Annotated in this window: 16 protein-coding genes; 8 read left to right on the top strand and 8 right to left on the bottom strand. The window is 66.2% G+C overall.

The window, feature by feature from the left end:
- Nucleotides 1–11: 11 nt before the first annotated feature.
- Nucleotides 12–452 carry a DUF4399 domain-containing protein gene (locus N826_RS18205; protein ID WP_052831550.1) on the top strand — a complete coding sequence of 147 codons (441 nt, stop codon included), beginning with the start codon at nt 12–14 and terminating at the stop codon, nt 450–452.
- Here the strand turns inward: N826_RS18205 and N826_RS40235 are convergent.
- From N826_RS40235 to N826_RS40230, 3 genes are all read right to left on the bottom strand, one after another.
- Nucleotides 433–2,280, bottom strand: coding sequence for an adenylate/guanylate cyclase domain-containing protein (locus tag N826_RS40235; protein WP_052831548.1), 1,848 nt, complete (start codon nt 2,278–2,280; stop codon nt 433–435). The two genes, N826_RS18205 and N826_RS40235, sit on opposite strands and share 20 nt — an antisense overlap.
- Nucleotides 2,281–2,358: 78 nt before the next feature.
- Nucleotides 2,359–3,516 carry a DUF4384 domain-containing protein gene (locus tag N826_RS18195; RefSeq protein ID WP_044431129.1) on the bottom strand — a complete coding sequence of 386 codons (1,158 nt, stop codon included), beginning with the start codon at nt 3,514–3,516 and terminating at the stop codon, nt 2,359–2,361.
- A 92-nt stretch (nt 3,517–3,608) separates the two neighbouring features.
- The gene (locus N826_RS40230; protein WP_052831546.1) at nt 3,609–6,197 is read right to left on the bottom strand and encodes an SUMF1/EgtB/PvdO family nonheme iron enzyme; all 2,589 of its coding nucleotides are present in this window, start codon (nt 6,195–6,197) and stop codon (nt 3,609–3,611) included.
- A gap of 358 nt (nt 6,198–6,555) precedes the next feature.
- On the opposite strand from N826_RS40230, the gene N826_RS18185 reads away from it, so the two are divergent.
- From N826_RS18185 to N826_RS18175, 3 genes are all read left to right on the top strand, one after another.
- Entirely contained in the window at nt 6,556–6,903 is a 348-nt protein-coding gene (locus tag N826_RS18185; RefSeq protein WP_044431128.1) for a hypothetical protein, read from the top strand.
- Nucleotides 6,904–6,940: 37 nt separating this feature from the next.
- Nucleotides 6,941–7,279, top strand: a complete 339-nt coding sequence (locus N826_RS18180; protein WP_044431127.1) for a hypothetical protein — start codon at nt 6,941–6,943, stop codon at nt 7,277–7,279.
- Nucleotides 7,280–7,347: 68 nt separating this feature from the next.
- Complete coding sequence (locus tag N826_RS18175) at nt 7,348–8,172, top strand: GIN domain-containing protein (protein ID WP_044431126.1); 825 nt, start codon at nt 7,348–7,350, stop codon at nt 8,170–8,172.
- A gap of 797 nt (nt 8,173–8,969) precedes the next feature.
- Here N826_RS18175 and N826_RS18170 read toward each other — a convergent pair.
- Nucleotides 8,970–10,565, bottom strand: coding sequence for a DUF4384 domain-containing protein (locus N826_RS18170; protein ID WP_052831544.1), 1,596 nt, complete (start codon nt 10,563–10,565; stop codon nt 8,970–8,972).
- A 296-nt stretch (nt 10,566–10,861) separates the two neighbouring features.
- Between N826_RS18170 and N826_RS18165 the strand changes: the two genes are divergently transcribed.
- Nucleotides 10,862–11,584, top strand: a complete 723-nt coding sequence (locus tag N826_RS18165; RefSeq protein WP_044431125.1) for a Crp/Fnr family transcriptional regulator — start codon at nt 10,862–10,864, stop codon at nt 11,582–11,584.
- Nucleotides 11,585–11,634: 50 nt separating this feature from the next.
- On the opposite strand, the gene N826_RS18160 is transcribed toward N826_RS18165, so the two are convergent.
- Entirely contained in the window at nt 11,635–11,970 is a 336-nt protein-coding gene (locus N826_RS18160) for a hypothetical protein (RefSeq protein ID WP_044431124.1), read from the bottom strand.
- A gap of 390 nt (nt 11,971–12,360) precedes the next feature.
- Between N826_RS18160 and N826_RS18155 the strand changes: the two genes are divergently transcribed.
- A complete protein-coding gene (locus N826_RS18155) occupies nt 12,361–12,891 on the top strand; it encodes a Panacea domain-containing protein (protein ID WP_052831542.1) in 531 nt (176 codons plus the stop codon).
- A gap of 419 nt (nt 12,892–13,310) precedes the next feature.
- Here N826_RS18155 and N826_RS18150 read toward each other — a convergent pair whose 3' ends face one another.
- From N826_RS18150 to N826_RS18140, 3 genes are all read right to left on the bottom strand, one after another.
- Nucleotides 13,311–14,768 (bottom strand): mechanosensitive ion channel family protein, encoded by a 1,458-nt coding sequence (locus N826_RS18150; protein ID WP_244619551.1) that lies wholly within the window; start codon nt 14,766–14,768, stop codon nt 13,311–13,313.
- Nucleotides 14,769–14,947: 179 nt separating this feature from the next.
- On the bottom strand, nt 14,948–15,271 hold the full coding sequence (locus N826_RS18145; RefSeq protein ID WP_044431123.1) for a hypothetical protein: 324 nt from the start codon (nt 15,269–15,271) through the stop codon (nt 14,948–14,950).
- 81 nt (nt 15,272–15,352) lie between these two features.
- Nucleotides 15,353–15,676 carry a hypothetical protein gene (locus N826_RS18140; protein ID WP_044431121.1) on the bottom strand — a complete coding sequence of 108 codons (324 nt, stop codon included), beginning with the start codon at nt 15,674–15,676 and terminating at the stop codon, nt 15,353–15,355.
- A gap of 265 nt (nt 15,677–15,941) precedes the next feature.
- On the opposite strand from N826_RS18140, the gene N826_RS18135 reads away from it, so the two are divergent.
- Nucleotides 15,942–18,317 (top strand): FecR domain-containing protein, encoded by a 2,376-nt coding sequence (locus tag N826_RS18135; protein ID WP_044431120.1) that lies wholly within the window; start codon nt 15,942–15,944, stop codon nt 18,315–18,317.
- 108 nt (nt 18,318–18,425) lie between these two features.
- Nucleotides 18,426–23,201: a PKD domain-containing protein gene (locus N826_RS18130; protein ID WP_147040561.1), complete on the top strand. Its 4,776-nt coding sequence runs from the start codon at nt 18,426–18,428 to the stop codon at nt 23,199–23,201.
- The last annotated feature ends 5 nt before the right edge of the window (nt 23,202–23,206 follow it).

Genomic DNA, 23,206 nt, shown 5'->3' with positions numbered 1-23,206 from the left:
AAAGGCACGCCATGAGATCCCTCTCCGCTCCGTTTCTGGTGACAGCCGGTATCCTGATCGGGATCGCGGGAGGGATAGCGCCCGGATCGGCGGCGGAACGCCAGCCCGCCCCCAAGGACGCCTATGCCTATATCGGCTGGCCCAACGACGGGGAAGTGGTGACCCAGCGCTTCAAGGTCTGGCTGGGCCTGCGCAACTTCGGCGTGGCGCCCTCCGGTATCGTAAAGCCCAACACAGGGCATCATCACCTGCTGATCGACACCGACCTGCCGCCGCTGGACGAACCGATTCCGAACGACAGGAAGCACATCCATCTCGGCGCCGGCCAGACCGAGACCTACCTGGAGCTGCCGCCGGGACGGCATACCATCCAGTTGCTGATGGGCGATGCGGATCATGTCCCCCATGATCCGCCCGTCATGTCGAAGAGGATCACGGTGATCGTTCGCTGATCCGTCCGCCGGCCGATGCGGCGTCGCGCACCAGCCAGACCCGCACCGCGTTACGCTTGCCCTTCAGCATCAGCTCGCCCACGGGCGTGCCGTCCAGGCGGGACTTCACCGCGTTCCAGGTCGGTTCGCCGACGATGACCTGGCACCACGGCGACGTCAGCTCGCCGACCTCCTTTGCGTAGGCCTCCAGGCGGGCGGCGGTGTTGGCGGTGTCGCCCAGCAGCGAGTATTCCCGGTGCCGCGCTCCGCCCAGGCTGCCGGCGACCAGCGGTCCCGTATGGATGCCGACACGGATCACGACCGGCGGCAGTCCCTCCGCTTCCCAGCGCCGGTTCAACCGGTCGAGCGCCCTTCCCATCGCCAGGGCGCAATCGACCGCACGGGCCGCATCCGCGTCGATCTCGGCCTGAGTGGTCCGGGCGACCGGCGCCCCGAACACGGCAAGGACGGCATCGCCGATGAACCGTAGTACGACGCCGTCATGGGCCGAGACGGTGTCGACCATCGCGTCCAGATAAGCATCAAGCCAGCGGATCAGGGCATCGGGCGGTAGGGCTTCGCAGATGGTCGTGAAGCCCTTGATGTCAGAGAAGAGGACCGACGCCGTCAGTTGCTGCGGCTTAGGGTGACCTCCCGCCATGAAGGTGGCGCGCTCGCGCCAGATCTCCTCGGCGACCGGTTTCGAGACGTGGTTGGCGAACAATGCCATCAAGGTCCGGCGGTCGGCCCGTTCGCGCAGCGACCGGTGAGCGGTCATTCCGGCCAGTCCTCCCGCCAGCGCCAGGGTCGGCGACAGCAGCGGGACAAGCACGCCTCCGCCGGCGAACAGGGCGGCGCTGCCGGACCAGAGCGCCGCCAGGATGGTCGAACCGGCCAGTGCCAGCAGCCAGAGCGGCAGTCCCGCCACCGCCAGCACCACGCCGGCTGCGCTCGACGCCAGCGTCAGGAGCGCCTGCCCAGGCATGCCCAGGCGGCGGCTGGCACGGCCGTCAAGCAATTGGGCCAGCACATGGGCCTGGACCTCGACGCCCGGCATGCTGGCGCCCGTCGGGGACAGCGGTGTCCGGTGGCGGTCGGTGCCCGACAGCACGGTGCCGACCAGTACGACTTTTCCCGCCAGCCATTCCGGCGGCAGCAGGTGTACCAGCTCGGCCGGATATATGGGGAACGGGGGAGTCCCCGGTTCCGGCCCGTTGCGCCAGTCGATCCGGAACGGCTCGGCCGGCGGCGTCACTCCGAGCACGTCGGCCAGCCGGACGGGGAAGCTCGGGCCGCCGTCACCGGCCGCGACTGGGACATGCCAGCGGATGGTGCCGTCCAGCGTGTCCTTCGCCAGATTGGCATAGCCATGCGGTACCCCTGTCAGGAAGCCGCGTAGAAAGTCCTGCTGGCGCTCGGTCAGGGCCGTCCCTTCAAGGGCGGAGATCGCGACGACCGGCACGCCGGGATCGGTCAGGCGGCGGCGCAGCCGCTCGTCGTTCTCCGGCAATGTCGGCTGGTCGAACAGGATGTCGATGCCGATCGCCCGGACCTTGGCGGCACGCAGCCGCTCGATCAAATCGGCCAGGAAGGCCCGGTCGACCGGAGACCGACAGGCCAGCGCCACGAAGCTGTCTTCCCCGATTGCGACCATTGCGACGCCGCGATGCTGCGGTTCGGGCGGAGAGAAATGGCCGATCAGCAGGTCGCCGAAGCTTTCGTCGGCCAGACGCAGCGGCGGCAGGATCAGCGGCAGGACGAACGACGCCGCGGCGATGCCCAGGACGATCGCCGCCACCATGCCATGCGGCGTCCAGCCCCGGATATGGAGCCGGATCCTGCGGACCATACCTTCCGCCTGAAGCCCCCGGCCCGGTATCCCGACATCCTGCAAGATTCCTCCAGCCTTCCCGAACCGCCGTTGTTCCTACTTTACCCGCAGGACGATCTGGGTAACGACCAGCCGGGTCTGGCGCAGGCCGTCCAGCGTGGCTTCCAGCTTTGCGATGGCATCGGCGCCGAGCGGCTTGAATGCCTGTATGCCCGAGGGCAGGTCGGCCGCCAGATCGCGGTCCGCCGCGAAGCAGCGGACTTCGCTGTCGCTGCCGGGTTCGGAAGCCGACAAGGGCAGGGGCATCCTATCGCCGGGGAAGGTCAGCGGCATGCTGCCCTTGACCTGGGAGCCGCCGGAGTCCGGCGACGGGAAGATCGGGATCAGGTCGGCTCGCCGGCGCAGGTAGCAATACAGATGGGCGTCGCGGTTGGTCTGGAGCACCAGCCGCACCGCCTCTCCCGCACGGTAGGTCGGATAAAGCCCGCGCTCCGACGACAGGTAGAGGTCGAGAGGAACGGTCGCTTCGCCGATGGCGGTCAGCACCGCGTCGGCCTGCCGCCGGCAGCCGGCCTTGACCAGACCCACGGCCAGAACGCCGGGATCGTCACTGTCTTTCACGATGCGCATCACCAGATTGTGGCTTTGCGACTGGTCGCGGCTGCGGACCTGGATCTCGGCGCCGTCATCTAGGGGAAGTGCGGGTGGCCAGGGCTGGGTGGCCGAGGCGCCGGCCCATGAAACCGTCGTCGCCTTGCCGGCAGCGGGTTTCAGCACCGCGGGGTTGAAGGCGGGATCGGCCGGCCGCTGGATGGCGGGCACGTGTCCGGCCCGCACGCACCAGACGCCGGGAACCGAGGCGTCGATCGCCGAAAGCTCGTCGGCGGAGCGGGTCCTGGGGGTGCCGAGGTTGCGGGCGGCGCCCAACTCGTTCTGGGCGAACCGTTCCGCTCCGAACAGGCCGCTCAGGCGGCCTTGTGCTTCCTTGCCGCTGGACAGGCGGTCGAGCGGGCCTTCGTAGGGGCCTTTGACGGTGACGGTCCGGCCGCTCGAGAAGAGGAACAGCGCGTTGGAGCCTTCCGGCATGCGGACGGCGGCGCCGTCGTCGATCACTTGTCCGATGGTGAGGCCCGGCGCCGTGGCCGCGACGACGATCGCCTGATCGGCGACGGCGTGCCCGGCGGTGCCTAGGCCAAAGACGATGGCGAAGGCCGCGCAGGGAAGGAGCGGGCTGTTCCGGCGGGTCTTGAGCATGATAACCTCCGTGAATGCTGCCCCATCCTGAGCGCCGCCACGTCGGCGCACAGTAAACCAGGTGACACCCGCGCCGAATTCCGATGGGAAATTCAGTTCAGGTCGCGGGCGATCCTGAACCCGTTGGCGAGGTAGCGCACGTCAACGTCGTAGTTGAGCCGGGCCGTCACGGACATGGCGTCCGCATCGTTCCGCCACGACCCGCCGCGCAGCACCCGCTTGCGGCAATCGCCCTGCACCCAGGCTCCGCCATCGGCGGGAGCGCCCTTGTAGTTGTTGTTCCAGCAGTCGGCCACCCACTCGGCGACGCCGCCGTTCATGTTGTAGAGCCCGAGCGGGTTCGGCTTGAAGCTTCCGACCGGCAGCGGGAGGGAGCGTTCGTAGCTGCCGCCGCAGTTTTCGCAGTTGGCATTGGCGACGCCGACCGTTTCCCCCCACCAGAACCGCCCGGCGGTGCCGCCGCGCGCGGCGTATTCCCATTCCGCTTCGGTCGGAAGCCGGTATCGCTGTCCCGTCCGCTTGGACAGCCACGTGGCATAGGCGACGGCGTCGTTCCAGTGGACGTTGTGGACGGGAGTCTCGTCGGTGACGGATGCGGCCATGCGGGGCATGTCGGCGCAGCCGCCGCCCCGGACGCAGGCGCGCCACTCGGCCACGGTCACTTCGTACATGCCGAGCGCGAAGGGCTTGGCGAGCGAGACCTTGTGCGCCGGTTGCTCGCTGGGATCGCCACGGGGGACTCCCATCGTGAAGCTGCCGCCCGGCAGCCGGACCATGACCGGGCATTCCGGGCAGTCCTGGAAGCTGTTGTTCGTCCCTTGGTTGCGGGTAGCGGGTGCGGCGGCGGCTGAGGGATCGGTTGCGGCAACCGGTGGAATTACCGGCGGGAGCGCCGAGGGGGCCGGCTTGGCCGCCTCGGCTTTCGGCGGCTCGGGCTTCTTCGCTTCGGGCTTGGCCGGTTCCGGCTTGGGCGGCTCCGGCTTGGGCGGCTCCAGCCTGGCGATTTCGGTCCGCGAAGACTCCGGCTTTTTGGCTTCCTGCCGGGCTGCCGGAGTAGGGGCCGGTGCCGGTGCCGCCTGGACTACGGTGGTCTGTGACGGGGACGGTCCCAGCGCCGCCAGTCGTTCCCGTGCCAGCGGCGCATTGCGGCCACTGGGGAATAGCTGGAGATAGGCCGTGAAATCAGCCGGTTGTCCGGCGGTGCGTACCCGCTGCCACATGGCATCGTCCAGGTCGGGTCCGCTGGGGGCGGTGCCGGGAGGCGCTACCTCGATCTTCACCGAGGCGGTCGCCTTGCCGCCATGGCCGTCGTCGATCAGGACGGAGAAGGTGCCGGCATTGCCGGGAGCGGATTGTTCGGGGTCATAGGTGAGGCCGGCGAAGTCGGCAGCCGTCAGCTTGTCGCCCATCTTCAGCGGTTGCGTACCCCTCCGCACCTTCCCGATGCTTGGAAGACCGGCGACGGTCATGGTCAGCGGATCGCCGTCGGGATCGCTGGGAGCTTCCAGTCCGAGTTGGGAAACCGCTACCCGCAAGCTCCGTTCGCCGGCGACGGCGGGCGGGCGGTTCGATTGATTGACGCTGATCGGGATGCTGCCCGAGGCATGCCCGCCCCGGTTCTCCATCACGTTGAAATCGAAACTGCCGATGGCGCCGATGCTGCCCGGTTCGGGCTTGAAGGTCACCTGGGCAAGCTGGGAAACGTTCAGATAGTCGCCGATCAGTACGATCCGGTCGCCGACCCTGACTTGGCCCGAGCGGGGCAGGCCGGAGATCTGGGCAAAGACTTCGTCGCCGTCGGGATCGACGATCTTGCCGATGCCGAGCTTGACGGAGTCGACATTGTCCGCGACGGTGACCGGCTTGAGCGGCGGGATTACCGGATTGCGGTTGGGCGGCGCGGGGTTGAAGTAGAACGGCGTGGCGCCGAGCGAGCCGAAGATGAACGGCTCCTGCCGCCCCTGCGTCGCTTCCATCACGTTGTCGCGGACGCGGCGGAAGAACAGGCCGAGTTCCAGGCCCGGCACTTCGAAGTTCTTGAGCAGGGCATCGGTATAGGGACTGTGGTCGCCGGAGCCATCCTCGGCCAGCGCGTCGGCCCGGGTCGCCAGCGCCACCAGCGTATCGCTCGGCGTATCGTCGATCCGGGCCAGGCCGGCGGAAACGTCGCGCTCCCGGATGGCGCCGGCGTTGCTGCGCGACAGGCGGTCGGCGAAGGGATTGTTCCGGCAGGCGTCCAGGATCAGGACGCCCAGTTTCCGCGCCTGCGCCAGCTCTCCCATGATGAGGTTGAGCGGCATAGCTTCATAGACCAGGTCGCGTTCGCGTTCGAGGCGGGCATCGGACGGCAGAAGATAGTTCTGGCCGCGCACCTGGAGACCATGACCCGCGTAGAACACCACCGCGACATCCGCGGTCGAGGCACGCACCCCGAAATCGCGGAGATGGGTGGCGAAAGCGCGGTTGTCGAGATCGAAGACTTCCTGGACCTCGAAGTCGAGCTTCCGCAGGGCGGCACCGATGGCGCGGGCGTCGTTCGGCGGATTGGGAAGTTCGGGCGCGTATTTGTAGCTGCCGATTCCGATTACGAGCGCAATGCGCTTATCCCCGTCCGCCGCAGAGGCGGGACCGGTCAGGCAGGCCGTCAGCATCAGTGCCAGCAAGAAACCGAGAACTCTCATCAACCAGAATTCCCTACTGTCGCGAACCGCCCGGCGCAGTCGGGACCGCGGGCCTTGGGCGAATGGAAGGGCCGGCGGCAAGTTATCAGAACGGATTATACCCCCGGCCGCGGATGTGTTGACAGAGCACAAAAGTAAGTATTCCGAAAGCTCCCGCTAAGCGGATCTACCGGACAGCTCAGTGATGGTCCGGTCATTTTATTACATCCTGCACCATCATGCCTGCGCCGCTCCGGCCTGAGTGTGGGATTTATCACCGTGAAGGCGTTCACAGACATCCGCCGGGCTATCGGTCTAGCCTGTTTCATCGACACGGCGGATCACCCGCCGGTCATGACGCAGAGGAGGGCAAGTCCCCATGCCGAACCTATCGCCGATCTTCAAGACCGGACGGCTTCTGATCGCAGGTGCCGCTTTCGGCATCGGACTTGCCCTGAGCTTCGCCGGTGGCGCCGATGCCAAGGAATTGAACCAGCGCAATCATCTGGAACCCCGCTTCAATGCCAAGATCCAGAGGGAGATAGCGAAGAACTGGCGGCGCCAGGGGGAGTTGCAAAACCAGGACTTCACCGGCGGTCAGACCAACGGCTGCGGCAGCCAGTCCGTCGGTAACGTCTTCGTGCCCAAGGGATCGCGGGCACCGCGTGAAGTCATCACGGTCATCACTGGCGACGTCATCAACAACGTCGGGCGCGGCGGCTGCTAATGCCGTCCTCCCGGATCATCCGATGGGAATGCGATCCATGACCGTGCGAACCCTGATCCTGGGCGCCGTGCTGTCGGCGGCCGTCGCCGGCATGGCCGCCGCGACCGTGGTGAACGAAAGCGGACCTCCGGTAGGCGCCAAGTCGGGGGGCGCCGCTTCGGTGGCGCCCAGCGGAGCCGTGCGCCTGCAATGCTGGCAGAACGGCGCGCGCATCATCGACGAAGCCGGCCTCCGTGACGCGGCGGTCAACTTCTTCGACGCTTCGAACAGCCTCCGCTTCCGGCGCGGCGGCGGCGCCGACCAGATGGTCATGCTGGTGAACCCGTCGCCGGAAACCACCTGCCTTCTCCAGGAAGAGCGCAAGGGCGGCGAATAGCCGGCCGTCACGCCGACCAGACCGTCAAGCCCAAACCGTTACGCCAGGAACCATCAGGAGCGAGAGACATGATCCGCCAACCTCATCAATGGCTGGCCGCGATGACGGCCGTTCTTCTGCTGACCACTTCAGCCTCCTCCTGGGCCGGGTCCGGAACCGGTCAGCGGGCGAGCATCGACGAGTCGTTCGATGCCAATGCCGCCGAACTGATCGGCGTGGCCGGCCACGTCAGCATCCGGCACCACGACGGTCACGACATCCGGCTGCGGGCCGAGGGACCGAAGCGCTGGATCAGCGATCTGGTCCGGCGGACTGAAGCGGGCGTCCTCGTGGTGAACGCCGGTTCGCTCAGCGGATCGGCGATCAACATCGCGTCGGGTCCGGGCGCCCGGGCGGAGACCCGCATCGGCTCCCTGACCATCACGTCGGAAGGCGGCGTCGCCATCGGCGGTTCCGCCGATGACCCGCCGGAGGTCGAACTTTACGTGCCGACCGGCACTCCGCTGACGGTGACGGCGGCGGCCGGGGAATGGGACATCGTTGCCCTCAAGGCTCCCCTGTCGTTCGAACTGGTCGGTGGCGAGGTCCGTGCGGGAGCCATGACCAGCGCTCGCTTGTCGGTGCGCGGCGGCGGCGAGATCGAGATCGCCCGCGTGGATGGCGACCTGCATGCCGATATCGCCGGTTCCGGCAGCATTACCGTCCTGGCCGGATCGGTGACCAGCCTGAAGTCCAGCATAGCCGGGACGGGAAGCGTAATCGTGCAAGCCCCGGCGGAACGCGCCGAACTGGCGGTATCGGGTGTCGGATCGATCGAGGTGCAGAAGGTCCGGCAGGAACCCAAGGTGCGGATCAGCGGCCTTGGCACGGTGCGGACAGGCTATCGGCCGTAAGGGAGTAATACCAGCGGCATTGAAGCTTGATTTATCCGCAACATTGAATGTCGGGCTGAAGAGGCCCGATCTACGGGCGACGCTGGCCGGAAACGACGATACCCGCACCGTGTCGAGCCGTAGGTCGGGCCTCTTCAGCCCGACACCAGTGCTGGAACTCACCGGTCAAACTTAAATGCCGTTAGCATAAGGCAGAATAAGCTGGCGGCCCCCGCTCATCCCCCCTGCGTCGGACGAATCCGGCGCAGGGGGATGCTTTATTCACGGTGTCGAAGATCCGGCGCCCGGCGCTGCTTGGGTATAGCAAGGGCATGAAAGGACTTAAATCCTTTCATGCATCCATCTCAGAACCGATTGCCCCGAAAGAGGCCGGCTGTGTCATCGCAGCTCCGATGTTGACATCCCCCTACCTGTACGCAAATGTCATGATTCTTCATCATTCCAGATGCTAACAGCCATTGTTCCGTCAGCCTCCAGGCATTCGCGTAGATCGTTCTGTTTATTCGCTGAAGGAAATGGCAAGTCCGCAATATAGGATTAATATCCGATAACGCAAGCCTCGAAACCATCGTTTCTTTGCATCGAGGACTGAGCCTCAATGCGTCCCATACCAACGGCTTTGAAGCTTGACCGGTGAGTTCCGGCAGGGATGTCGGGCTGAAGAGGCCCGACCTACGAATTATCGCAATCCCTATGCCCGGCGCTCCGGCCATCGTACACGAGCACGCCCCCGAGGTTGGGCCTCTTCAGCCCGACGTTTAACGTTCCAGATAGGTCAAGCTTCGATGCCCCTGGTCTCAGAAGCTCACCGAACTGTCCGGGACGACCCGCAGGTTCAGGCGCTTGGTCCGGATGTTGGCGCCGGGGATCTTGTTGAAGGCGTCGGTCACGGTTTGCAGGGTCGCCTTCGGGATCGGCTTCAGGTCGTCCAGCTTCATGCTGTCGGGCAGCGACAAGCCGACTTCCTGCGGAGAAGCGAAGCAAGCCACGGCTTCGTTATCGCCGACGCTGTCCAGGCGGATGTTGAAGGGCTTCTCGTAGCCCGGCGGGATTTCGACCTGCTGGTTGGCGTTCACGAAGGCATCGGGCTGGAAGCGGTTGGGGAAGACGCGCGACACGCTGCCGTCGTCGTCCTGGTAATAGCAGTAGAGGAAGGCGTCGACGGTCGGCTGAGCCTTCACGACGAGAGTTTCGCCCAGCTTGTACTGGGGCAGGGGGCCGCGGTCGGTGTTGAGGAACACGTCGAGCCGCCGCTGGCCGTCCGGATCGGTCGGCATGACCGGGATGCCCTTGCCGCCGGCCCCGGCGATGGCACCCTCGCGTCCGGGTGCCCGGGCGAGCACGCCGGGTTTGCTCAGCATCGAATAATACAGGTCGAAATCGATGCGGCCCGAGGGGATCAGCTCGTTGTCGGCCTGATAGCGGCCCGCCGCGTCGCGGGTCTGGGTGTCGTAGAGGCCGGTGATCGGGCCGTCGTAGTAGCCGGTGCCGGTCAGCACCTGCTGGACGAAACGCACCTGCTCGTCGGCGGGCATGGTGTCGAACCACTCGCGCGCCTGCGACCGGAAGGTCTGGTTCGTCTGGTCGAGGCCCAGGCATTGCCAATACGGCACGCGGGTCAGCTTGCCCAGCGCTTCGACGACGCTCAGGTCCAACAGGGTTCGGACGGCCTGATGGAAGCCTTCCGACTTGTTGAAGGCCACGTTGAACGACAGGCCGGCTTTGTCGATCCGGCCGCCGGCGTCGCCGCTGACGCCGGAGCGGATCACGGCGATCGAGTTGCTGGCCGACATGCCGGGCAGGATCTGGCGGGTGACCACCTCGCCGACGTTCAGATCGACCGAAACGACGGAGACGACCTGGTCGCGCGACGCGCCGACATCCAGCCAGGGCAGCGACAGGCCCGCTCCCTGCGTCTCGCTCAGGACGCTTTCGTCGAGCTGGGTCACGGCGCCCCGGATGTAGTAGCTGGGCACGACGAAGTTGGGCTGTACGCCGATGAGCGCCGACAGCGCCGTGACGTCGCTGGTCGGGTTGGGCTCGAAATCGACGAAGCGGAACGCGTTGCTGCGGGCCGACATGCGCGAGATCGCGGTGATCAGCATCTCCTTCGTGCCCGCCGCGACCTTGCCGGTCGCATCCGGGATGCCCGATGTCATGATGTAGATGTCGCTCTTGCCGTGCTGCCACAGCAAGGTGTCCATGCATTGCAGGCTGGTGGTGAAGCTGCTGATGGTTTTGTTCGGCGTCGTTTTGGCTTCCGATACCACCGGGGCAATCGCCGGATCGGACATGCAACCTGAAAGCGTAAGGCAACCGCCGATCAGCCACCCGGCACGCCGGGACAGGGAGCGTCCGGAACGGCTGCGGGGAAACAAGCGGTTGCTGGACATGGTCCGATCCTTTGCGCCGGTGTGTCGATATATGGAATAGCTGACAGGCTGTTGGTTGCTTGTACCGGGTAGCGAGAGTGTGCGGCTGCTTCGCGTATGTTTCAGCATACAAAAAGTTTTACCGACTTGGCGTCTCATCTAAAGTAGTAAGTAATAATCTGAAGTGTTAAGGCCGCAATTTCTATTTCGTTTAAGTTTTCATCAACATGGGAGAAGTGGACGATCCTGGAATCGTGTGGTCATAATGATTTCCGATGCGTGCCGCATGAAGAGCCGGTTTCCGGGGGATAAGTCGAATGGCCATCACGGGACTTGAAGACAAGCTCGCCGTCCTTTCCGAGCATTCCCTGCTGAAGCACGTCAATCCAGGCGAATTGGCCCAACTGGCTGCCTATGCCACCGTCGCCCAGCACCGCGCGCGGACGATCATCTTCCGCCAGGGCGATCCCGGTTCCAGCATGATGGCGGTTCTGTCCGGCCGGGTGCGGATCTGCAGCTATTCCGCCGAGGGAAAGGAAGTCACGCTCAATATCGTCCGCAAGGGCGAGTTCTTCGGCGAGATCGCGCTGCTCGACGGCAAGACCCGGACCGCCGAGGCGGTGGCGCTGGAGCCGACCGACCTCCTGGTGCTGGAACGCCGGCATTTCCTGCCGTGGCTGGAAGCGCATCCTACCGTCTGCCTTCGCATGTTCAACGTGTTGTGCGACCGTCTGCGGCGAACCAGCACGCAGCTGGAGGACACGCTGTTCCTGGAAGTGCCGTGCCGGCTGGCCCGCTGCCTGGTCAGGCTGGCGACGGCCTTCGGTGTGGTGGAGAAGGGCGGTACCCGGATCGACGTCAAGCTGTCGCAGCAGCAACTCGGAACTCTGGTCGGGATCACGCGGGAAAGCACCAACAAGCATCTCAACGAGTGGCAGCGCGATGGCCTGATCACGGTATCGTCGGGGTCGGTCACGATCCGGGATCTCGAAGGACTGCGGGAGCTGGCCGACTTCTTCGACGAGGAAGAACAGACCTGAGATCCGGTGCCCGGCGGCGGTCGCCGCCGGGCTTTCCGAACCGGCTGGAGTTATTCGCAGCCGCTGCTCGAGTCCATGGTGCCGACCGACTGGCAGGCCTTGGAAAGGAAGCCGGTCGAGGCGTTGACGGCGTTGTTGGCAAGACCGATGACGGTCGCGTTGCCGTCCACCTTCACGTTGCCCTTGATGGCGCCAATGTTCTGGTCGGCCTTGGCGAGGAAGCCGGTCGCGGCGTTGACCGCGTTGTTGGCGAGGCCGATGACGGTCGCGTTGCCGGCGATCTGGACGCCGCCCTTCTGCTGGGCGGAGGCGGGACCCGCCATCAGGGACAGGGCGATCAGGGCGGTCGTGGCGACAGTGGTGCTCAGGGCGGTGATGCGGATCATGACTGGAACTCCATTCTCAAGGGTTGGGTTCAGGGTGGTTTTGGTCCGTTACATTGTCTTCAGGCCGTTTCCCGTCGTCGTCTTCATCTTCGTCTTCGGTGGCCGATCGCCGTGTCTGCGATGAACAAAACTTACCCAAAACCGCCTGCCACGACTGTAAGCCAGCCCACAAGTACTTGGTTTTAGGTGTGAAGCGGCTCACGCCGCGATGTACCGGGGCAGTGAGGATTTGCAGGAAGGTATGGCGTCAACACGGACTCGGGATTTCACCCGATCAATCCCTAGGGGCGACGTGAGACGGTTTGGCGCGGTCCGGAACGTCCTGCCCATCCTAAAACTCAATGAGACATTAGCGATTCCCTGACACTTTATTAAAAAAGGGGAACCGCGATGAACGTCCACATCGTAGCCGATTACATGCTGAGTAAGGGCATCAAGCCCAATGGCGAACTGCTGTCGCCACTCAGCATTCAGAAGATGCTCTACTTCGCGCAAGGCTGGCACCTTGCCATTCGCGAAGACCCGCTGTTCTTCGAGGAAATTCGTGCTTGGCGGCATGGACCAGTGATCAAGGATGTCTATACACGCTTCCGGCGGTACGGCGAACGGTCCATTGATGCATCCGCCATGCTGTCCCAGCCGAACGCGATCCTGTCTATGCCCACGCGTGCCTTGATCGATGAGGTATGGGCAATGTATGGGCATTACAGCGCCCCATCGCTGGTCGGCCTTACTCACCGGGACGGGCCATGGAAAGACGCTCGCGGCGATCTTGCGAAGGATGCCGACAGTGATCTTCCGATCTCGGAAGACAGCATGTTCACGTGGTTCAAACGTGAGTACCAAGCGGCGCTCGCTCCCAGGGACGAGCCAGTGACACACGATCTCACGGCTGAATTCGACGCGCTGCGAGCTGCCTGAGAGTGTCGCGCCAAACCGTCTATCCACACCCGGCGGTAAGCGACTGGGTGCGACGAACCGATGATCAGCACTTTGGGGTAGCAGCATCGTTCAATCGGGATTGCGAAGCATTGAGCAACATCGATCTTGCCGCCTGCGGTGCCGTCATCCAGTCGGACCGGTGCCGCCTTTACAACTACGTTCCAATGAGGGAAGTGCCTGGGGCGTTCCGGAAGTGTTGGGCCACGGCCCAACCTACGAAGCAGGAGCCTGTAGGTTGGGCTGTGACCCAACAAACACTGTCCACACAGGTCGATGTCTTCAGCATTCTCAGCGTTGCTATCCCATCGCTGACCTTGATCTATCATGCACCGGCCATGCGGTAGTCATGGGAGTGTGCAGAACGGAGTTCCACCGCTCCCGCAATGCCCAGCAGCGGCTCACGCCCTCGGCAAGGCGAAGAAGCGGCGGAGGCGGTCCAGGAGGTCGTGGCGTTGCGGCACCGCCGCCGGCGGCATCGGGCGGAGGGCGGAGGCTCGTTTCTCGGCGTTGCGGCGCGCCCGGTCGGCCATCAGGTCGGATAGGCGTTCCGCCAGTTCGGCGCGGTCGTGCAGCATGGGGCGCAGCAGTTCGTCCGACAATTCGAAGATGACGGCGTCGCAGAGCGCTATGACGGTAGCGCTGCGGGGCTCGCCGGTCAGGAGCGCCATTTCCCCGAAGATATCGCCGGGATGCATGCGGTCCAGCACGACCGGCGATGCCGCGGTGGCGACGCAGGTCCTGACTTCCATCACGCCTTCGGTCAGCAGGAACAGGGAAGCGCCGGGGTCGCCCTGGCGGAAGACGGTGGCGCCGGACGGTATGGAACGGCGCATCATGCGGTGTGACAGGTCGTCGAGTTCCGCCGGCGTGAAGGCTTGGAACAGGTCGATGGTACGGAGCATGCGGCCGCACAACTCGCCGCCGTTCGGGTCCGGATCGATGTGGCGCAGCGATACCATCGAGCGGCGCGGCACGGCCAGCGGCAGGCCGGCGTGATGCAGGGCGTTCAGCATGGCCGCCGAAACCGCGTCCCGGCATAGAATTTCGGACCCGTAATCCGGGACCCAGAAGCGCAGCAGATAGCTGACGCCCGCTTCATCGACGCCTTCAACGACCACGTCGGGAGTGCGCTCGGCCAGCAGGTGATCGACCGACAGCAGGGCCGTCGTCAGGATACGCCGCGCCCGGTCCACTGGAACGGCCGGGTCCAGGTGGACCCGTATGCTGGTCCGGTAACTGGGATCCGGCATGCTGAGATTGACGAAGCGGCTGGACGCGATCAGGCCGTTGGGCATCACGACGGTCGTGCCGTCGTTGGTCATGAGACGGGTAGAGCGCCAGTTCACCTCGACCACCCGGCCGGTCACGGGTGCACCGGCGCCTGCCGCACCGACCTGAAGCCAGTCGCCGATCCGGTAAGGGTGCTCGACATTGATCGCGATGCCGGAGAATACGTCGGACAGGACGCCGCGCAGCGCGAAACCGAGGACGGCGATCAGGACGCCGGATGTCGCCAGCAATCCCGTGACCGGGAGATGGAGAACGGAACCGGCGATGGCCACGACAGCCAGGCCAAAGAAGGCGAAGCGCGCCAGATCGCTGACCAGCCGGGGTGCGGCCGGTGCGTGGTGAGCGACCGCGAGCCGCCGCAGCAGGCCGTCAACGATGCGGACACCCAGCCATGCCAGACCCAGCCACCCGGCGGACCCGGCAGCTACGGTGACCGCGTCGTCTATGACGGTGTCGGCGGCAAGGCCGAAGCGGGTACGCAGTCCGGGCCAGAACGCATGGATCAGGAAGCCGGCCAGCGTGACGGCGGTGGGCAGCAGCGGGATGGGCAACCGGCGCGCAGGCACTTGGGAAGGCTCACTCTGGTCGATCCCGTCCGACGGGGATGTCCGAGTGTATGCACGCTTCCGCCGGGGTGAAAAGCCGGGGAGGCGGAAGCGAGCAAAGAAAATGCCCCGCGGCGTGAACCGCGGGGCCAGTCCGGATCATGAACAGGGGGAGAAGGCGGTTGGCCGGCGGCGTGGGGCTATTCGCAGCCGCTGCTCGAGTCCATCGAGCCAACCGACTGGCAGGCCTTGGAGAGGAAACCGGTCGAAGCGTTGACCGCGTTGTTGGCGAGGCCGATCACCGTGGCGTTGCCGTCAACCTTCACGTTGCCCTTGATCGAGCCGACGTTCTGGTCGGCCTTGGCGAGGAAGCCGGTCGCTGCGTTGACGGCGTTGTTGGCGAGGCCGATCACCGTGGCGTTGCCGGCGATCTGGACGCCGCCCTTCTGCTGGGCGGAAGCGGGACCGGCAACCAGGGTCAGGGCGATCAGGGCGGAAGTCGTCAGGGCGGCGATGCGGATCATGGCGGTTGTCTCCTTCAGGGGGATGGTCGAACTGGAAAGGATCGGTTCAGGATCGGAGGAGGGCAGGGAGGCGGCGCCGGGTTATTCGCAGCCGCTTTCCGAGCTGATCACGCCGATGTTCTGGCAGGCCTTGGAGAGGAAGCCGGTCGAGGCGTTGACCGCGTTGTTGGCGAGGCCGATCACCGTGGCGTTGCCGTCGATCTTCACGTCGCCCTTGATGGCGCCGATGTTCTGGTCGGCCTTGGCGAGGAAGCCGGTCGCGGCGTTGACGGCGTTGTTGGCGAGACCGATGACCGTGGCGTTGCCGGCGATCTGGACGCCGCCCTTCTGCTGGGCGGAAGCGGGGCCGGCAACCAGGGACAGGGCGATCAGGGCGGAAGTCGTCAGGGCGGCGATGCGGATCATGGCTTGGGGCTCCTTCGTGGGGGGTGATCGGTTGGTTCGGTGTGTCTTGCGAGGCCGTCTTGTTCGATGAACCAAACTTAACCGGGGAGCCCCTCGCCGCCTGTAATCCGGCTTACACGCCGTCGGGTTTCTGTGTGAAGCCGTTCACCTGTCGGATCGCGATTAAGGGCATTTTGGGACAAATGGCCCCCTTTTGAGAGAGCGATAGTTTCATCGATCGATGATAAAAAGGCGGAATATTGCCTCTTTGAGGGTTCCCAGGTTCATGATGGTGCGTGGCAAGAGCATTGAGGGCCGGTACGTCCGGGCACGTTGCATTGCTGCCGGCATGTTTCTGGTGGCGCTCGTGCCCATGATGCCGCCGGCTGCCGCAGCCGCCGCCACCAGCGACGGCATGGTCCGGGTGACGCTGAAGGAGGGACAGAGCCTGCGGGACCTTGCCCGCCAGCATCTGGGTGATCCCAACCTGTGGACCGAGATCCTGAAGGCGAGCGGGCTGGCATCGGTCGCGGATGCAAGACCCGGGATCGAGTTGAGGATTCCCGTGACCCAAGTGAGCCGGGCCGCGAAGGCGGTGGCATCGGCGCTCGACCACATCCAGGCGGCGACGCAGGCCGGGGCGAAGGTCTTCGCCGCCGACCAGATCGACGAGGCGGTCTCCCTGCACGAGCAGGCTCAGGCGCGGCGGCAGGCCGGCGATTGGGACGGGGCGATCAAGCTGGCCGGCGGAGCGGAGAAGGCGGCCGACAAGGCGCTGGAAACGGCTTCCAAGGCACGCGACGCGGCGGTGGAGGCATTGCTGAGCGACCGCCAGGGAGAGGTCGAGGGACGCCGTCCGCGCGACCTGGACTGGGGCGACCGGCCGGTGAAGTCCGTGCTGACGGAAGAGGAGCGGGTGCGGACGCTGTCGCGCTCGACCGCGCAGATCACGTTCCGCGACGAAAGCAGGCTGCGGCTCAGCTCCAACTCGGAAGCGGTCATCATGCGGATGCGCGCCGACCCGCTGGAGCGGGCGCAGGAGGCCAAGGTCAACCTGATCGAGGGCGATTTCTATGCCCTGCTGGCAGGGAAGAGCCGGCGCAAGACCTTCGAGCTGGAGATCCCCAACGTCGATACGCAGATCAACTCGACCAATTTCTGGGTCGAGCGCGACAAGCGGGGATCGAAGTTCACCAATTACGACGACGCCACGCTGGAGGTGGCGAGCAACGGAGCGAGCGTCACCCTGGGGCGCAACGAGGGGACGGTCGTGCGGGCGGGACAGGCGCCGAGCGAGACCATCGGCGTGCTGGCCAAGCCCGAACTTGTCAGTCCCGCCGACGACGGCACGATCTTCAACGCCGGGGCGGTGCTGGCCTGGAACGCGGTGCCGGATTCCACCGGCTACTGGCTGGAGATCGGGCAGGACAGCATCTTCCAGCACGTCGTCGAAAGCCGCTGGGGTTTGCAGCGGAACAGCATGGAGACGACGGGGCTGGAGATCGGGTCCTATTACTGGCGGGTCGCGGCGCTGGATAAGTTTGGGCTGCCGGGAGAGCGGAGCGAGACCTGGCGGTTCAACATCCGCACGGATACCGTCCCGCCTTATCTGGCGATCTCGGAGCCGGCCGATGGCGCCGTGCTGCGGGAGCCTGTTGTGACTGTCCAGGGAACGACGGAACCGGATGCGGTGCTCTCGTTCCGGGGCGAGGTGCTGAAGGTCGCTCCGGACGGCGCGTTCCAGGCGAGCGTCGTGCCGGTCCATGGCGTCAACGAGATCGCGGTCTCGGCGGTCGATGCCGCGGGCAACCGGACGGAGCGGACGCGGGCGTTCGTCCATACGCCGGCCGGCAAGGCGGCCGTCGCCTATGATCCCGGTTTGCCGCGTCTGGGACCGTTGCATTTCGTGACGAACCGCAGCCCGCTGACGCTGTCGGGAACGACCGAGGCCAATGCCCGGATCGGCGTGCGGTCTTCGGCCGGTCCGCTGCGGGCATCCGCCTTCAGCGACGCCAGGGGGCGCTTCGTCCTGACGGTGCCGCTGGCGGTGGATCGGGAAGACCTGACGCTGTCGGTGACCGCGTCCAACGGCGTCGTCACCGAAGACGCGTTCCAGGCTTCGATAGACCGGGAAGCGCCGCGTATCCAGACCGATGCGGAACCGCCGCCGGTAACCGGGACCGAGTGGCTGACGCTGTCCGGGACGGTCGAGCCGGATGCCCAATTGACGCTCAACGGCAAGGAGATCGACAATTCGGGCGGGCGGTTCGAAGAACGGGTCGAATTGGTTTCCGGTCCCAACAGGATCGAGATGCAGGCGACCGACCGGGTCGGCAATACCGGGATCGAACGCTGGCAGGTCAGCCTGGACCAGGATCCCCCGGAACTGGCGGGACAGCGCGTCGAACCGAAACAGATGGAAAAAGGCGGACGGCTGGCGGTGGAAGTGACCGCCCGCGACAAGTCCGGCCTGAGGCAGGCGGCGCAGGTCACCGTTGCGGTCGGCGGCGAGGTCTTCACGGACTACCTGCGCCTGAGCGAGGCCAGCGGAGTCTATCGCGGGACGCTGACGCTGCCGGCGGGGGCTCGCGGACCCGCCGTTCTGAAGGATGTGCTGCTTGAGGACTATGTCGGCAACGGCCGGCGCTATCGTTTCGACTGACAAGAAAACCGGGAGGAAAGCGTGGGGCACGGCAAGGGAACGTGGTTTCTGTCGTCTTTTTTGTTTGCTTTCCTCCTGTGGGTAGCGACCGGCGAAGCCCAGGAGAGTTTGGCGGAGCGCCCGCTGTCCGTGACCTATGGGCCGAAGGCCCTGCCACAGGAAGGCGACGACGATCACCAGGAGACGATCCTGCTGAACATGCCCCAGGATACGTCGGAGCGGCTCTATGTCAGGGTCTTCGACCCCGATCTCGGCGGCGACCATGATCTGGTCTACGGCAAGCCCGATACCGAGACGCGATTCATGGTCTATGGGCGGGGCGATACGCTGCTGATGACGCGCCGCTTCGCCGCCGATCCGGCGACGGACGGGAAGTGGGCGACCTTGGGCGAACTCGATCCCGCCGACGCCGATGTCGTGGATGGCCGCAGGGTGTTCCGGCTGGTGGTCGATGGTGTCGGCGGCGACGATGCCAACCTGTTCACCGCGACGGTCAGCCTGCGCGATCACCGCAACCTGGAGCCTGCGGGGCTGGAGTTGCAGGACGAGCGGCCGACCGTCCGGATGCCGGACAAGCGGTCGCTGGCGGAACTTCGATTCCGGGTCCCAGCGGAAGCCCGAAGCCTGACGATCCGGAACTTCGACGCGGCCAACGGAGAGGTCACCTTCGTATCGGCGTTCCGGACCCAGGCGCTCGCGGCATCGGCGCAAGGCGACTGGAAGGCTTCGACCGTGCAGGTCGATCCGGAAGAGCGCGGAGGCATCGCCGCCATCCTGTTCGCCGGCGGCGACGAGGTGCCGAACGACGCGACGTTCACGGTGACGGACGAGGCCGGCAAGCCGGTGCCGATCCTGCTGCCGGTGCGTGCCCGACGGCCTAACCAGCGCCCGCAGCCGGATGCACGGGTGGAGACGCTGGCCGATTGCTCCTCGGTCGCGTTCGATGCGTCCAGAACAGTCGATGCGGACGGCGATTCGCTGCGTTACCGCTGGGAGTTCGGCGACGGTTCGACAGGGGACGGACGTACCGTGATCCACCGATACGACCGTGCAGGTGGATATATGGGCAAGCTCCGGGTGCTGGATGGGTCGGGAGCCGTCGGCAACGGGACCGTCCTGCCGTTCAGCGTCTTCCTGAAGCGGCCGCCGACGGCGGTTGCCGGGGCGGACAAGGTAGCGGCGCCGGGAGAGGCGGTGATCTTCGAGGGGACCGGGTCGCAGCAGGGCGACCGGCCGATCACCCGCTTTTCATGGAACATGGGCGACGGGACGCGCAGCGACGGGGCGAAGGCGCGGCACGCGTTCACCACGCCGGGGCGCCATGTCGTGACGCTGAGCGTCGAGGACGACACGCCGGCGCCCTGCAATGCCGGCACCGATACCGTGCTGGTACAGGTCAACGCGCCGCCGGTGGCGGTGGCCGGGACGGACACGCGGATCTCCGTCGGCGAGGCGCTGAGGCTGGACGGCGGCAGCAGCTATGACATCGACGGCAGCATAACGGACTATTCCTGGGACTTCGGCGACGGCACGGCGGCGTCGGGGCGGGCGGTCGAGCACGCCTTTCAGAAGCCGGGGACTTACCGCATCGGGCTGGAAGTGCGCGACGATGCCGGAGTGGCCAACAGCATCGGCCGAGCCGGGCTGAAGGTGGTCGTCAACGACCCGCCGGTCGCGAATGCCGGACCGGACCGCAGTGTCGCGGTGGGCGAAGTGATCGCCTTCGACGCTTCGGGATCGGTCGATCGCGACGGCGTGCTGATCGACCATGCCTGGGACTTCGGCGACGGCGCCAAGGGTGACGGGGCGAAGGTGACCTATGCCTACAGGACGCCGGGGACTTACAGAGTAGGTCTGGCGGTGACCGACGATTCCAGGACGTCGACCAACACGGCGGAAGACGATCTGACCGTCGTGGTCAATGCGCCGCCGGTGGCCGATGCGGGACCGGATCAGGTGGTGACGGCCAGCGAAGTCAGCTTCGACGGCGGCGGCTCCAGCGATCCGGACGGCGTGATCGCGCGCTACGACTGGGACTTCGGCGACGGCGCCGCCGGGACGGGCCAAACCACATCGCACGTCTACCGCAAGGTCGGCGCCTATACCGTCAGGCTGACGGTGACGGACGACTCAGGCACGGTGCGGAGCAGTGCCGGCGATAGCTTACGGGTGCTGGTCAATGCGGCGCCGATAGCGGATGCCGGACCGGATCAGGTGGCGGCGCCCGGTCAGACGGTAGTGTTCTCGGGGCAGGGATCGCTCGATCCGGACGGCGACATCATGGGCTGGCAGTGGGAGTTCGGTGACGGAACCGCTGCCGGGGGAAAGCAGGCTTCGCACCGCTACACGGAACCGGGGACCTACCGCGCCCGGCTGACGGTGCGCGACGATACCGGCCAGCCGGATGCCGTCGATTACGACGAGGCGCTGGTCTTCGTCAACGCGCCGCCGCTGGCGCTGGCGGGGCCGGACCTGATTTCTGCGCCGGGATTGGCGGTCAGGCTGAACGGCTGCAACTCGTCCGATCCGGATGGAACCGGCCCGGCGTTCCGGTGGGACTTCAGCGATGTCGAGACCAAGGCCGTCGGCTGCGAGACGGTGCGGCGCTACGACAGGCCGGGGACCTACACGGCGCGGCTGACGGTGACGGACCGATCCGGCGCCCTGAACGGCACCGCTCAGGATACGGTTGCGATCAGGATCAACGCGCCGCCGGTGGCTTCCGCCGGGCCGGACATCCTGAGCGGCGGCACCGTGATCGAGTTCGACGGATCTGCCTCCGCCGATGCCGACGGCGACCCGCTGACCTTCCGCTGGGACTTCGGCGACGGCTCGGCCGCCGGCGGCGGGGTGCGGGTGACGCATACCTATGCGGAGGGCGGCAGCTATCCGGTGTCGCTGACGGTCGACGACGGGACCGGGCTGCCGAACGGCAGGGCGTCGACGGCGATCACCGTCACGATCAACCGGCCGCCGATCGCGGTCGCGGGGGCCAACAAGCAGGTCTGCGCCGGCGATACCGTGCTGCTCGACGGCAGCGGTTCTTCCGATCCTGACGGCGGGCTTCTGCGCTACCGCTGGGACTTCGGCGACGGGACGACGGCGGAAACGGTCAATCCCGCCAAGACCTACCGCAAGGGTGCGGTGTATCCGGTGACCCTGACGGTCGAGGACGAATCCAGCTTCGCCCACAGCAGCCACACCGATCGGCTGGTGGTCGTGGTCGATGAATCGCCGATAGCGGAGGCGGGGCCGGACCTGAAGGTTTGCGCCAATACCGACGTGCATTTCGACGGTTCCGGCTCCCACGATTTCGACGGCGTGGTCAACCGGTTCACCTGGGACTTCGGCGACGGCAATATCGGCGGCGGCGAGAAGCCGGTCCATGTCTTCCGCAAGCCGGGCAATTACAGGGTCCTCCTGACCATCGAGGGCGACAAGGCGGGCCAGTGCGACAACACCAGCACCGACGAGGTAGCGGTCGAGGTGGCGGCGGCGCCGGTGGCGAAGATCGACGCTCCGGACCGCATTCCGGTCGGCAGCCCGGCCGGCTTCAAGGCCGCGCAGGACGCCGCGATCGCGCACTATCGCTGGGACTTCGGCGACGGCGCCTCGGCTGAGGGGCGCGACGTCGAGCACGCCTATGACAAGCCCGGCGTCTATGTCGCCACATTGTCGGTCGAGCCCGCCGCCGGAGCGACCGCGTGCAGCGTGGTTTCGGCGCAGCACAGGATCGTCGCCAACGCGCCGCCGGTCGCGGTAGCAGGGCCCGACCGCGTCGTGGCGGTGAACGAGGAGGTGAGCTTCGACGGTTCCGGTTCAACCGATCCGGACGGGGCGGTCGGCCGCTATCGCTGGGACTTCGGCGACGGCAACTCCGGAACGGGGATGGTTGCCCGGCACCGCTACAAGGAGAGCGGTGACCATACCGTCACGCTGACGGTGACCGACGATGCCGGCCTGCCCAACAGCAGCACCCGGGCGACCGCGAAGGTGACGGTCAATGCGGCTCCGGCGCCGGTGATTTCCGTAGCCGGAGGGGCCTGCTTCGGGCGGCCGTTCGGGCTGGACGCTCGGCAGTCTAGCGACGCCGACGGGGCGATCCGCAACTTCGAGTGGGACTTGGGCGACGGCGCGAAGGCGACGGGCGCCGAGATCTCCCATGTCTTCAGCGATCCCGGCGTCTACAACGTGGTGCTGACCGCCGACGACGGCGCCGGGCTGGCGAACAGCCGGCGAGCCGCATCGAAGGCGTTGCACGTCAACCGTCCGCCCTCGGCCTCCGCCGGGCCGGACCGGAGCGTCTGCGCCGGCGAGACCGTCGCCTTCGACGGCGGCGGCTCGATCGACTGGGACGGCAAGCTGACGGAGTACCGCTGGGACTTCGCCGACGGGACGACGGCGTCGGGAGCGAAGGTCTCGCACGCTTTCGCCCAGCCGGGGACCTACCCGGTCAGGCTGACGGTCACGGACGATTCGAATTCCTCCTGCGCCGAGGCCGAGGCGGTCAGCCGCATCCACGTCAACGCCTCCCCTCAGGTCAGTCTTGGCGGCGACCGCGAGGCGTTTGCCGGAGGGGCGCATGACCAATTGCTGTTCGACGCTTCCGGGACGAGCGATCCGGACGGCGCCGGTTTGGAGTATACCTGGGACCTGGGCGACGGCACGTCGCGGTCGGGCGAGAAGCTGCGCCATGCCTATGACAAGCCCGGCGTCTACAAGGTGAAGCTGACCGTGCGCGATGGTACGGGGCTGTCCTGCGGTCAGACGGTCGGCGGCATGACCGTGACGGTGCGCGGGCGGGACGAGCCTGCCGGAGAGCTGACGGCCGACCAGGTCACGGAGCGGCCAGGCGGTGAGCGCCGCGCCGCGGCGCGGCGCTGAGGGAG

It is taken from the genome of Skermanella aerolata KACC 11604 (assembly GCF_000936425.1).
In the GTDB taxonomy this organism is placed as follows: Bacteria; Pseudomonadota; Alphaproteobacteria; order Azospirillales; family Azospirillaceae; genus Skermanella; species Skermanella aerolata.
The sequence above is the reverse complement of the archived record's forward strand: the minus strand, read 5'-3'. Positions and strand labels throughout refer to the sequence as shown.